A 12,662-nucleotide genomic window follows, 5' to 3' on the forward strand; every position below is an offset into this window, starting at 1 on the left:
GGGCAACGGGCCCCGACGTACGGGACGTCCCACAAGGAGCCGGTGGCGACCGTGGAAGCCCGCCCCGGAGGCGAGGAGCAAGCGTTCGTGTCGCCCTTCGCGCCGGGCACCCGGCTCAACACCGGGAAAGCCCGCCGGACGAAGCCGGCCCCGGGCCGGCCCGCGCGGCTCGCCGAACACGGGGTGGAGCGGGCGTAGCAAGCCGTCCGGACCGGCCGGTGGCTACCTGTCGACGCGCCGACCGGGCCCGCTGACGTCGGTTCAGAGCGCGCCGGTCCACCGGACGGGCCGGGAGGTGGCGCGGTCCGGGACGAAATCGACCTGGACCCGGCCGACGTCGGCGGGCTGCAGCGCGAAGGTGCGATTGCCGACCACCTGCTCGCCGGGCTGGAGGGTGCCGTCGATCGACATGTGGCTCCCGGGCCCCTCGTAGAGGTCCTCGGCGTCGCCGTGCGGACCCTTCAGGTAGAGCAGGCCGGCGTGCATGATGCGCGGCTCGGCCGTGGTGTTGACCACCGTGACCACCACCCGGACGGCCCGCACACCCGGCTCGGCGGGAACGACGCCCAGGCGCGGGGCCCCGGTCTCCGGCTTGGCCACGGTGATCTTCAGACCGTCGGCGGTGGTGTAGCTCTGGCCGAAGGTCAGCTGACGGGCCTGCTCGTCGGCCGCCCGGCGCTGCTGCTCCGCCCGGTCCGCCTGGGCGGACTGGTAGAGCGCCATCCCCACGAAGGTGCCGACTCCGCCCGAGACCAGCAGCGCGAGCACCCCGAGGATCACCCCGGCCAGCGCCGCGCCCCGGTTGGTCGCCGCGCCCCGGCGGCACAGCCGCAGCCCGAGCACGCCGAGCACCACCGCCACCAGGGCGGGCAGCCAGGCGAGCCAGAACAGGACCACCATGAGCGCCAGCACCATGCCGACGATGCCGAGCACCATCGCCGCGACGCCCGGCCCGTTCCGCGGCTCGGGGCCGGACACCGGGTACGGCGGCCAGGGGACGGGGGCGGGCTCCGGCGACGGCGCGGCCGGTGCTGGGGCGCGGTCCGCTGCCGGGGCGTGCCAGGGGTCGGTGGACTCCGGCGGCGGGGCCTGGGTGGTCACGTGCGGTCCTTCGAGTGATCCGTGATCGGACGGACGAACGTATCATTCACATGATCGGCACATCTCCACCGCCCTCCCCTGCCGCACCGGTCCACCCCGTGACCCTCCCGGCCGCTCGCCACGCGGGTCCACGACAGTGACGGCGCGGACGGCCGGGCCCGGGTGAGGGTCCGCACGTATCCGACCCGGGAACTCGCCACACATGCCACGGGGTCCGCCCGAGCGGCGGCCGGCCCCGTGCCGGCTACCGTCGCCGGTCCGCCGGCACCTGGGACGAGGCTTCCCGCTGGTGCGGGACCGGCGAGGGGGACGACGGTGCGCCCGCCCCGTCCGGCTGCAGCGAGACCGTGCGCGTGGGCGCGGGGATCGAGATGCCCTCCGTCCGGTACCGCTGGTGCAGGCGCTTGATGAACTCGTGCTTGATCCGGTACTGGTCGCTGAACTCGCCGACGCCCAGGATCACCGTGAAGTTGATCCTGGAGTCCGCGAAGGTGTGGAAACGGACGGCGGCCTCGTGGTCGGGCACACCACCGCTGATGTCGGCCATCACGCTGTCGACGACCTCGAGGGTGACCCGCTCCACGTGCTCCAGGTCGCTGTCGTAACCGACCCCGGCCTGGACCAGGATCGACAGCTTCTGCTCGGGCTGGGAGTAGTTCGTCATGTTCGTCCGCGCCAGGCGGCCGTTGGGGATGATCACCAGGTTGTTCGACAGGTTGCGCACCACGCTGTTGCGCCAGTTGATGTCGACGACGTACCCCTCCTCCCCGCTGGTGAGCCGGATGTAGTCACCCGGCTGGACCGTCTTCGAGGCGAGGATGTGCACACCCGCGAAGAGGTTGGCGAGGGTGTCCTGCAACGCCAGCGCGACCGCGAGACCGCCCACCCCGAGGGCGGTGACCAGCGGGGCGATGGACACCCCGAGGGTCTCCAGGGCCACGAGGACACCCATCGACAGCACCACGACGCGGGTGATGTTGACGAAGATGGACGCGGACGCCGCGACGCCCGTCCGGGACGCGGCCACCGACTGCACCAGCCCCGCCACCACCCGGGCGGCGCCGAGCGTCGCCATGACGATGAGCACGGCCGTCAGCGACCGGTCGACCAGTTCCCCGATCCGCACGGTGAGCGGCAGGGCCGAAGCGGCCACCGCGGCCCCGCCGATCACGGCCGCCCAGGGGACGACGGTGCGCAGCGCGTCGACGATGATGTCGTCCCCGCTCCACCTGGTCCTGCCCGCGTGCTTGCCCAACCACTTCATCAGCGCCCGCAGCACCAGGGCGGCCGCGCAGCCGCAGGCCAGCGCGATACCGGCCACCACCCAGTCGTGCAGGACCAGGTCCCGGGTCACCGCCGTGCCCCCGCGGCGTGGGGGGCGGGGAAACGGGCCGCCGGCCACCGTACGTGCTGTGTCGTCACCATGTCGCCTGTCAGGTCGTCTTCAGCGCTGCCACGCTGGAGCGGATGTACGCATTCCGAACAAACCGTCATCCTGCCCCATGGCCCGACAACGACCACAACCGGACCCCGGTGCAGCGGTCGGTGCGCCGAAGCCGCGCCCGGGCCGCTCGATGGCTCCTCGCTCGTGCCTCGGCTCGCCCGCCGGACTCGCCGCCCGCCGACACGACCGCACGCACCCGCGGCGGGCGGACGGAGGGTGGGGGCGCGGGAACGGGAACCGAATCCAGCTTCATGATCGTCTCCAGGTCCGGTACGAACGGACGATCGAATGGGGGAACGGGCATGGCGAGGACGGCGGGCGTGGTGCTCTGCTTGCTGGCGGCGGGTGTGGTCTGGTTGCTCGGCATGATGTCCGGCTTCGAGACCCGGCCGACCCGGGCCTGTGTCACCGAGCTCTACGGATGGGACCCGGTGGAGTACCGGGCACCCGAGCACAAGGACATCCGGATCGAGGAGTCGCTCTTCCCGCCCTCGCACGTCTGCCGCTGGCCGGACGGCCGCTCCGTCGATCTGGTGCCCTGGTGGAACGCCCCGCTCCTGTTCGGCACGCTGGCCGGCGCGGTCGCGCTGCCGACGTACCCGCTGGCCCGGCGCGCGGTCGCCCGGCGACGGGAGCGCAACACCGCGTCGCGGGCCGTCCACACCGAGAGGTAGACCTGAAGGTCGACGACCGGCGGCGGTCGGCCCGCCGTCACCGGTCACGCCGAGACGCGTTCGCCCTGCTCACGTGGGGGTTGATCGGCGCCGCCGGCGGTCTACGGTGCGGCGCCGAAGGCCGGCCGGGAACCGGGCCGGTGCGGGACCTGCCATACCCGGACGGCGCCGCGCGAGGGCCCCGAGCCGGTGGCCGCCGAGGCCGCCGAGGCGAAGCCGGCGCCTCCCGCACGGACCGGTTCGCGCGGGGCCCCGGCGGCGCTCGCGGCGTTCGTGGAGCGGGAGGCCACGCGGTCGTCGAGCGCCCCCGCAAGGAGCCGGTGGAGACCGTGGAGGGCCGGCCCCAGAGACGAGGAGCAAGTCGTCGTGTCGCACTTTGCGCCGAGCACCCGGCTCGGCAACCGCAAGGCTCGCCGGGCGAAACCGACGCCGGCCCGGCTCGCGCAACTCGCCCAACACAGAGTCGAGTTGCCGTTGCGGGGCCGTCCCGTCCGGGGCCGCTGTCGCCCGCCCGGCGGTAGGCCGCCGGGGCCCTGAGGAAGAACTGGAAGGCCTCGCCTGGTGGCGGCCTTCCGGCTTCCGGCGCGTGGCGTGCCCCGGCGGGAACGACACTGGGCGGACGGTCCGCGGACGGGCCACCGTCGCGGCGCCGGGGCGTCGGCTCCTCAGGAGGCCGCCTTGAGGGTGTCGTCGAGCCAGTCGTAGACGCGGGCCTGGGTCAGGCGCATCGCGCCGGGGTGGCAGTGGGCGCCGGCGCCTTCCTCGGCGGTGAACACCATCAGGGTCTTGGGGCAGGTGAGGTGGTCGTAGAGCTGTTCGGGCTGGCCCTTGAAGAACATGTCCTCCTCGGCGTCGCAGACGAGGGTGGGGCACTGGATCCGCTCGGCGATGCCGCCGGCGAGGGTGTAGTCGAGGTAGGAGGCGTTGAAGGCCCGGGGGGTGTCGACGCCCATGACGTACATGCCGTGGTTGATCGCCCAGCGGGCGATGGGGTCCTCGGCCATGATCTGTTCGAGGGCGGCGTCGAGTTCGGGGGCGGACCGCGCGCGCAGCAGCCGCTCGGCCTCCTCGCGGGTGCCGGGGATGTTGCGGACGGAGGTCTGGCCGAGGTCGTAGAGGCCGTCGACGGCGATCAGCGCGGCCAGCCGGTGCTCGAACGCGGCGGCCCTGGGGGCGAGGATCCCGCCCATGCTGATGCCGAGGAGCGCGATGCGGGTGTTGTCGACGTCCGGGAGGGTCTCGGCGAAGTCCACGACGGGGGTGATGACGTTCTCCCAGTCGGGGCGGAACACCAGGCCCTGGTGGTGGCGCGGACCGGGCATGCCGGGGCCGTCGAAGACCAGTACGGTGTAGCCGCGCTCGACGCCGGCCATCGCCCCGAAGAAGTGCAGCTCCTCCGCGGTGCCGTCGAAGCCGTTGTGCATGATCAGCGTCGGCCGCGGGGTCCCGGAGTCGTCGACGCGGTACAGGTAGCCCGGCAGGGTGGTGCCCTCGTACGGGATCTCGACCGGCTCGATGATCGGGGTGAACAGCGCGGCCGCCGCTCGGAAGCAGGCCACGCTGCGGTCGTAGGCGTGGTCGTGACGCGGGTCGCAGGGGTGGCCGTGGAGGAAGAACTCGGCCGACCGGTAGTAGTTCGACGCCCGCAGGAACCCGTCCCGGGCACTCACCCGGTGACCGGCCGCCAGCGCCTTCTCGGCCTGGCCGGACACCCGGTCGGCGGTGGCCAGCCACTCGGTGTACCAGCTGGCGTAGTCGCCCTCGGTGATGCGCTCGCCGGTGGCGACGACCTCGCCGAAGTCGGCCCCGCCGTAGGCGATGTGACTCATCGACCGCAGGGTCTCGTACCAGAACTGGATGTTGTTCGGGAACAGCAGCTGCTTCATCGGACACTCCCCAAGACGGTTAAGCACGGATCTGTGCTTACGACGGAAACTGTAGCCCCACCGGACTCTCGAAGCAAACATCTGTGCTTACGATGTGGGGGTGACCCAGAAGCAACCGACCCCACGCATCCGCAAGAGCCCCGAACAGGTCCGCGCGGCCGTCCACCAGGCCGTCATCGACCTCCTCTGCGACCCGGAGGGCGAAGACCTCAACATCCCCGCGATCGCGCAACGCGCCGGCGTGAACCACACCAGCGTCTACCGGCGCTGGGGCAGCCTCCACACACTCCTGGCCGACACGGTCACCAGCCGCCTCGAACGCGACTCGCCGCTGGCCGACACCGGCACCCTGCGCGGCGACCTCCTCGCCTGGGCCCACGCCAGCGCCGCGAGCATCCGCACACCCGAAGGACGCGCCCTCGTACGCGCCGTCATCCTCTCCATGCCCAACAGCACCCGGACCCCCGACGAACGAGCTCAGCACTTCCGACGCCGGATGCACTCCATCGAACAGATCCGCCACCGCGCCACCGCGCGCGGCGAGAACCCACCAGCCCTGGAACAGATCCTCGACCAGCTCGTCGCACCGTTCTATCTACGAGCGATCTTCGGCATCGACCCACCCACCACCGGCTACCCCGAGCTCCTCGTCGACAGACTCCTCCACGACACACACACCGACCCCGCCACCGACTGACACACCGTCGGCGCGGACACAACCGCCCACCCGCCGATCGCCATCGCCCGGACGATGTACAGCCGGACACCCGAACGGAATCCGGGGGAACCGCCGGACATCACGCGGTTCCCCACCGGGCAACGCATCGGGGAGCTCCTTGCCGGCGGGGTCCGTGCCAACGGTCCACCGGCGACGCGACCGTGCGAACCCCACGAACCGGCCCGCGATGACTGCACCAGCCCGCCGAGCACGGCTCACGCAAAGGCACCCGCGCCCGGCCGCGCAACCGGGCGGTCGACAACACCCCGGAACAGGTGTTCACCACCCCGTCCGCGCAGACGAACACCGAGAACAGTCAGGACCAGGACCATCGGCCGCCCGGTTCGACCCGGACGGACCCGGCGGGAAGTCCGGCGCGCGGAAGGCCGGCGCGGGAGCGGTCGCCGACGCGCGGTAGGCCTGCCACCACGCCGACCGGCAGCAGGATCCGAGCGCGCTGGCGACGGGAGCGAACAGCCCGGACGGGACAGCCACCACAGGACCGGGCGCCCCGCCCCTGTCGGCGCGGCCCCCGCCGCCCACATGGACGAACCCGAGGGCAGGACGACCGGCAGCATCCTCGCCGCCGGGGGCGAGGATCGCAGTCGAGGCCGTACGGTTCCTGGCCGAACACCCCGAACCCGCCTGGCGCCGACCGCCCCCGGGCCTCCAGGGAGGCCTCGACCTCCGCACCCTCCCCCTGCCTCACACCACGCCACTGCACGCCCGGGGCCGAACCGCCTGCCCACCAGCCCCGGAACCACCGCCACCGGGCACTCGGTCACCGGCGCCCACCAGGCCCCGCAACACCCCCACACGGCACGGCGGCCCACCAGGCCCCCGGAGCACGAAGCCTCGACGGGCACGCGATCCCCGAGCCACGAAACGGCAACACCTCTGGCGTCAATTTCGTATATCGCATATGTTTCGCGGCACGACTCCGGACGCGGCGCCGACACCGGGCCGCAGCCGACCGGGCCCCGCACCCACCGGGGCCCGCACCGGCCGCGGTCCACCGCACAAGAAGACCCATCCATCACACCGCCATGCCCCGGCCCCGTCCCCAGCCCCCACCCCGGAAACCGGCCCCACCCCCGGCCGAGCCGCCCCCATGAAGGAAGACCATGACCAGACCCGAGCCGCACGCCATCAGCCGCCGCTCCGTCCTGCGCGGCGCCGCCATCGCCGGCGCAGCCGCCTCCCTGCCCCAGATCCTCGTCCCCGCCCGCGCGCACGCCGTCGACGACGACACCAGTGGCAGCTACGTCATCGCCTTCAACGACAACGGGGCGAAGCGGCAGACGATCCTCGGCCTCGGCTTCGAGATCCAGTCCGACTCCATCGGCTCCAACGACGGCCCCACCGACGACAGCCTGGTCAGCGGCGTCCCCCTCGACCTGACCGCCGCCGCCTACACCCGCTTCATCAACGACATGCTCAAGGCCGGCCGCACCGACCGCGGCTTCCGCTACTGCCGACTCGCCATGGGCCTCTACCACCGCGGCGTCACCACCGACGGCAAGCGCTTCCAGGACCGCTACCCGGACCAGACCAAGAAGCTGGCCAAGATGGTCCAGGACGCGGGCATCGAGGGCCTCGGCGTCGAATACTGGTCCCCCGCCCCCCACTGGAAGAGCAACGGGCAACTCGGGGGCGGACCGAACAAGAACGCGACCCTCGCCTCCTTCGCCCCGGCCGAAGTCGCCGCCATGGGCGACGCCATGGTCGCCGACCTGAACTACCTGGTCGAAAACTCGAGGGAGACCCCGACCTCGCCGCCGAGGCTGCAGATCTCCTGGTGGAGCCTGCAGAACGAACCCAACCAGGGTGCCAGCTACAGCAGTTGCAAGTACACCGACGAGCAGTACCGGGACGTCTTCGACATCGTCGCCCCCAAGATCCGCGCGAACCACCCCGACGCGAAGATCCACGCGACCAGCATCAGCGGATGGTGGAACAACCGAGGCGCGGTCCTCAAGAACTCCGCCACCACCATGCAGTACATCGACGCCTGGACCTGGCACAAGATCGGCGCGGACAGCAACACCCAGATCACCGAGAACTACACCGGCAGCGGCGTCGCCTTCAGGCCCGTCTTCAACAACGAGTTCGAGTACCTGTCGGGCCACGGCCCGGTGACCGACCAGGACACCCTCAACACCGCCCAGTCGATCATGAACTGGATGACCTTCCAGAACTCCCCCACCTGGTGGTGGCTGCACGCCCTCAAGCCCAGCACCGATTCCCTGTCCGAGAACTACGGCCTCGGTACCTGGCGGCCCACGGGCGCGCCCGTGGACAGCCGCTTCCCCGGCCTCCAGCCCGGCGACTGGACGTGGAACCCCCGCAACTGGAACGCCGTCGCCGGCTTCGTGAGGTTCATGCCCTGGGACTCCGTGCGCTACAACGTCGAAGAACCCCACCCCACCGAGGCCGACGGCGGCCTCAAGACCCACCCGAACGGCACCACAACCCCCGGCGGCATCACCTACCGGCCCAACCAGCGCATCATGGCCTGGAAGACCCCCGGCGGCAAACCCGTCTTCGTCGTCACCAACCGCGGCACCGCGAACTACACCTTCACCATCGACACCCAGACCACCGGTACCTTCCGGGGCTACCGCTACGGCCCCTCCACCAACATGCTCGGCATCGGCGCCAAGACGGGCACCGCCCTCACCGTCACCGTCCCGCCCCTGTCCATCGAGTTCTGGGTCCACGACTGACACCACCGGCCCGGCCGGGGCGGCGCCGGCCCCCGCAGGCGGCCGGCGCCATCGGACCGCGCGCTCCGGTCAGGTGGCGGCGAAGGCCCTTTCCAGGCGGGGGATGTAGTCCACCAGGTCCTGGGCCCAGCAGCCGGCGTTGTGGTCGCCGTTGCACCGGGTGCCCCAGCCGGCCCCGTCGCCGTAGCCCACGTAGTAGTAGGGCATGCCGAGGGCGTTCAGGCTGTCCCTGGCGTGCTTGTTCGCTCCCTCGATCCAGAACTCCGGGGCGAGCGGGTTCCCGCCGCCGCTGCCGGTGTAGATCGAGATGCCGATGCCCGCCAGCCTGGCCATGTGGGAGGCGGGGTCGGCCTCGTTCCACAGCCGGTCGATGTTGAACACCGGGTAGGGCGAGCCGAACAGGGCGTCGCTCGACACGGCGGGCGTGTAGCTTCCGGTGCAGTCACCCCCGGCGGACGAGAAGGCGCCGCAGAAGCCGCCGGGGGCGTTGGTGAGCGAGGCGACGATGGCCAGCCTCAGGTCCATCGAGGCCGCCGACAGGTCGAGGCCCCCCGACAGCGAGGCGACCTGGCTGAACAGTTCGGGGTGGCGCTGGGCGTAGCGCACGGCACCGAAGCCGCCCATCGAAATACCCGCGACGGCGCGGCCCTGCTTGGTCGCGACGGTGCGCAGGTTGTCGTCGATGAAGGGGATCACTTGGTCGAGATGGAAGGTTTCCCAGTTCTGGGCGCCGGCTGCGGTGTTCTGGTCACGCCAGTTGGCGTACCAGCCCCTCGGGCCGCCGTCCGGGATGACCGTGATCATCGACGTGGAACCGCTCAGCGCCGGATAGGTCTGGTTGACCGGGCTGTCCGGTGAGCCGTGGAGGAAGTACAGCACCGGGTAGCGCTTGGTCGGCTGCGCCCAGTAGTCACTCGGCAGGATGATCTTGATTGGGTGCTGCTTGGCGACCTGGGCCGTGGTCACGGTGATCACGAAGTTGGTGCCGGTGCCGGTCGCGCCGACCTGGGTCAGACCGTGGCCGTCCGTCAGAACCGGTGGGATCGACGGGATCGGCGGGTCCGCGTGCGCGGAGATCACGGACGGAGCCAACAGCACGACGACCGCGGCGACGGCGACCCCCCAGGCCCGCAGGCTCCGGCCGGGCAGGAATGAACTCATCAACGTTCCTTCGGAATCGGGGTGACCGACCCGGGCCGGTCCCCAGAGACAGGGTGAGGAGCATCCGAGTACCTGACGCCGTCCGAGACCCCGGGAATCGTGTCCGGCCGGACGGATACGCACGCCACGTCGATCCTTCCCGACGTCGCCGTCGCGACGTCGAGGCGGTTCGGTCACCTCGACACAACGGCAACCGACCGGCCCGAGAGCGGCACCGGTCCCCCACAGCGTCAGGCACTGCCCCCAGCATTCCGGGGATGCCGTCGATCCGGCGAGGGCGCAGGCGCGGCGCACGCCGGCAGGCCCCGACCAGACCGGCGAGCCCCCGGCCGGCATCGGCCACATCCACGCGAACCCGTCGATCGCCAACCCGGGCCACGCAGACATCCTCGATGCCGCTCGGACGGCCCCCGCCGGCATCCGCCGATCCCTCCGAGTCTCACCACGGCAGCCCGCCGAACTCCGATGAGACACCGTCGAACTTCCGCGAGACAGGTCAGTGGCAGGCGCGGCCCCCAAGTCCCAGCGCCGCCCCAGCCCGTACGGCGCAGCGCCACCGCCACGGGAAACAGTCCGGGATCTTCCCAATGAACAGGCACACCCGGCGGGCTGAGACACCTGGGACCACCGGGACAGCCCCCACCGGCTCCCCGGCACGACCGACCCCGCCCCGGGAACAGACGGCCCGTACCGTACGGCGACACGACCAACCGCCCGGAGCGGCTCGCCGAGGCCGATCTGGTCGTCATCACGGCCACGGGGAGCCCGCGCGACGCCGCCCGGGCCTGTCACAGGACCCGGCTGTGCGGCCCAGGGCAGACATCCTCAACGACCTGGCCTGCGCCCGTACCGAGGACTCCCCGGCCGGGGAAACAGGTCAGGGAACTCCGCCGGTTCCGGGAAGCCATCGCCCTCGACGAGGGACAGCGGCCGGCGGAACACGTCCTGAGCGTTCAGCCCGCGCTGCGGCTCGCCCAGGCGCACGGTGGCAGCGCGCTTCGCCACCTCGCCGCAGCGAACTCCCCTGTGTGGTCGGGCGATTGTCCGCGGCCGGTAGCAACGCCTCGCGGACAATCGCAGGGTCGGCCGGAGCCGATATCAGCTGGCCAGGGCTCAAGCGGGGGCGTCTGGCGCTCCCCGCTGCCTGCCTCTGCCGTGTCCACGGCCAATCCGGGTTGTCCGCTGTTCACCTGGGCCGCGACCCAGTTCTATAGATGGACAATCACATATGCCCCCACTGTGGGAGCTCCACCGGGAAATCGGACAACTCGTCGGAACCCGCGACGCGATACGCCGGGACCTCCGGGCCGCACCCGCCCTGCGGGGACGGTCGCCCGGCGGTACTGGCCCGCAGCAACCGCGGCACGCGACGAAGGAGCCCTCCATGATCAAGAAGCATCTCGCGACGATCCTCGCGGCCACGGTCCTCGCCGGAGGCTTCGTCGGCCTCTCCGCAGGCACGGCCCAAGCCTACCCCCGGGTCAACAAGTGCGGGAGCGGATACAACTTCAAGCAGAGCTGGAACATCACCGACAATCACATGGCCGGGCTGGTCGGATTCATCGACATTTACTACCACTCCGGGAACGGGCACAACTGCGCGATCGCCCGCGGAAATGACGCGACGGTCACCGGCCAGCACCTGATCGGTGTCGCCATTCGGCGCTCCGGCGACTCCAACTGGATCCAGGACGGCCCCGGCCAGAACTACACCAGCTACGCGGGGCCGGTATATGTGTACGCAATGGGGTCCTGCATCGACTTCGCCGGGGAGCTGTCGTACAACGAGTTCACCGGAAACGGGCTGGAGGTGTACAGCTCCAAGCACTGCGGCTGAACCACGGCCGGGCAGCCAGGCCCGCTGGAGCCGGGCCGGCCGCCACCTGCCGGGGCACCCGGGAGCCGACAGCATGAGGTCGGGTGAACTGCGAGCGGCGGTGCGGGATCGCGTGCTCGACCTCGATGGAGAACGCCTCCAGATGCCCGAAGCCGGCACGGGCGGGGGCGGCGATCCGAACACGCATCGCCCACGCACTGCCGACGGGCAGCCACTCGAACGCCCCACCAGTACCTCGCGGCCCCGTGCCGCTTCCGCCGAGGAGCCTGCCCCGGCTCGCCCTGCGGCCCTCCTGAGACCGTAAACCGCCTGCCCTACGACGCCGGGGGCAACCGGTACGGCACGAGTCCCACCGCAGAGCCATCGGGACATGTGATGGGCGTCTACGCCGCACGCCTAGCGATGGCACTGGGACCACCGCATATCCAGCAACACGAAGCCTTACGACGAAAGGTCTGAACCATCATGCGAAATAGACGAGTTGTATCGGCACTGACGATCTCCGCAGCACTGGCCGGCCTCGTGATCGGCACCGCCGGCACGGCCACCGCATACCCCCAGGTGAACCTCTGCGGCAGCTCGTACGGTTCGCTGAAGCAGTACCCGATCGTCGATGACCAGAACGGCCGCCGGGTGGGCTGGATCGACACCTACTACAGCAGCAGCACCGGCAAGAACTGCGCCGTCGCGCGAGGCGACGACGCGCAGGCGAAGGACTTCTCAAAGATCAAGGTCGCCATCAAGACCACCAGCCAATCCGGCTGGGCGCAGGAGGACGGCGAGCTGCAGTACTACACGAAGTACGCGGGGCCGGTGTACGTCTACGCCCCGGGCAGCACCTGCATCGACGTGTACGGCTTCTTCTTCTACCGCAACGGGAACGACGAGGTCCTGAGTCGCGCCAACGGCGGCGGAACCGGCCTGCGCTGCTAGGGCCTGTGTGACGCCCTGCTGCCGTTCCGTTTCCGGCTGGCAGCCTGGTCCATCTTCTCCGGGATGACAGCCTTGATCCCGCGTTTTCGCAGGTAGGCGCGGTTGGCGCGGGACGAGTAGGCCTTGTCCGCGGCGACCGCGCCGGGCCGGGTGCGAGGCCGGCCGGCGGGAAGGCGCACGCG

General features: G+C 71.1%; 9 protein-coding genes and 1 pseudogene. 5 read left to right on the top strand and 5 right to left on the bottom strand.

Annotation, left to right across the window (positions count from 1 at the left end):
* Nucleotides 1-261 precede the first annotated feature (261 nt).
* Both ACWDRR_RS36825 and ACWDRR_RS36830 read right to left on the bottom strand, forming a co-directional pair.
* A complete protein-coding gene (locus tag ACWDRR_RS36825; protein WP_449776634.1) occupies nt 262-1,101 on the bottom strand; it encodes a DUF4190 domain-containing protein in 840 nt (279 codons plus the stop codon).
* A gap of 244 nt (nt 1,102-1,345) precedes the next feature.
* A complete protein-coding gene (locus ACWDRR_RS36830) occupies nt 1,346-2,455 on the bottom strand; it encodes a mechanosensitive ion channel family protein (RefSeq protein ID WP_449776635.1) in 1,110 nt (369 codons plus the stop codon).
* Nucleotides 2,456-2,847: 392 nt separating this feature from the next.
* Between ACWDRR_RS36830 and ACWDRR_RS36835 the strand changes: the two genes are divergently transcribed.
* Nucleotides 2,848-3,219: a hypothetical protein gene (locus ACWDRR_RS36835; RefSeq protein ID WP_449776636.1), complete on the top strand. Its 372-nt coding sequence runs from the start codon at nt 2,848-2,850 to the stop codon at nt 3,217-3,219.
* A gap of 665 nt (nt 3,220-3,884) precedes the next feature.
* On the opposite strand, the gene ACWDRR_RS36840 is transcribed toward ACWDRR_RS36835, so the two are convergent.
* Nucleotides 3,885-5,105 (bottom strand): alpha/beta hydrolase family protein, encoded by a 1,221-nt coding sequence (locus tag ACWDRR_RS36840; protein WP_449776637.1) that lies wholly within the window; start codon nt 5,103-5,105, stop codon nt 3,885-3,887.
* Between the two features lie 100 nt (nt 5,106-5,205).
* Here ACWDRR_RS36840 and ACWDRR_RS36845 point away from each other — a divergent pair, with 100 nt between their 5' ends.
* Both ACWDRR_RS36845 and ACWDRR_RS36850 read left to right on the top strand, forming a co-directional pair.
* The gene (locus ACWDRR_RS36845) at nt 5,206-5,802 is read left to right on the top strand and encodes a TetR-like C-terminal domain-containing protein (protein WP_449776638.1); all 597 of its coding nucleotides are present in this window, start codon (nt 5,206-5,208) and stop codon (nt 5,800-5,802) included.
* 1,145 nt (nt 5,803-6,947) lie between these two features.
* The gene (locus tag ACWDRR_RS36850) at nt 6,948-8,549 is read left to right on the top strand and encodes a hypothetical protein (RefSeq protein WP_449776639.1); all 1,602 of its coding nucleotides are present in this window, start codon (nt 6,948-6,950) and stop codon (nt 8,547-8,549) included.
* 69 nt (nt 8,550-8,618) lie between these two features.
* Here ACWDRR_RS36850 and ACWDRR_RS36855 read toward each other — a convergent pair whose 3' ends face one another.
* A complete protein-coding gene (locus ACWDRR_RS36855) occupies nt 8,619-9,710 on the bottom strand; it encodes an alpha/beta hydrolase (protein WP_449776640.1) in 1,092 nt (363 codons plus the stop codon).
* A 1,384-nt stretch (nt 9,711-11,094) separates the two neighbouring features.
* On the opposite strand from ACWDRR_RS36855, the gene ACWDRR_RS36860 reads away from it, so the two are divergent.
* Together ACWDRR_RS36860 and ACWDRR_RS36865 are read left to right on the top strand one after the other, a co-directional pair.
* Nucleotides 11,095-11,547: a hypothetical protein gene (locus ACWDRR_RS36860; RefSeq protein ID WP_449776641.1), complete on the top strand. Its 453-nt coding sequence runs from the start codon at nt 11,095-11,097 to the stop codon at nt 11,545-11,547.
* Between the two features lie 465 nt (nt 11,548-12,012).
* Nucleotides 12,013-12,480, top strand: a complete 468-nt coding sequence (locus ACWDRR_RS36865) for a hypothetical protein (protein ID WP_449776642.1) — start codon at nt 12,013-12,015, stop codon at nt 12,478-12,480.
* Between the two features lie 14 nt (nt 12,481-12,494).
* On the opposite strand, the pseudogene ACWDRR_RS36870 reads toward ACWDRR_RS36865, so the two are convergent.
* Nucleotides 12,495-12,662: pseudogene (locus tag ACWDRR_RS36870) on the bottom strand (IS5 family transposase); the annotation flags it as partial.

The sequence above is a fragment of the Kitasatospora sp. NPDC003701 genome (assembly GCF_053587085.1).

Coding starts and splice junctions, on each gene's coding strand:
- ACWDRR_RS36860 (WP_449776641.1), top strand. CDS start 11,095: ATGATCAAGAAGCATCTCGCGACGATCCTCGCGGCCACGGTCCTCGCC.
- ACWDRR_RS36850 (WP_449776639.1), top strand. CDS start 6,948: ATGACCAGACCCGAGCCGCACGCCATCAGCCGCCGCTCCGTCCTGCGC.
- ACWDRR_RS36855 (WP_449776640.1), bottom strand. CDS start 9,710: ATGAGTTCATTCCTGCCCGGCCGGAGCCTGCGGGCCTGGGGGGTCGCC.
- ACWDRR_RS36840 (WP_449776637.1), bottom strand. CDS start 5,105: ATGAAGCAGCTGCTGTTCCCGAACAACATCCAGTTCTGGTACGAGACC.
- ACWDRR_RS36865 (WP_449776642.1), top strand. CDS start 12,013: ATGCGAAATAGACGAGTTGTATCGGCACTGACGATCTCCGCAGCACTG.
- ACWDRR_RS36835 (WP_449776636.1), top strand. CDS start 2,848: ATGGCGAGGACGGCGGGCGTGGTGCTCTGCTTGCTGGCGGCGGGTGTG.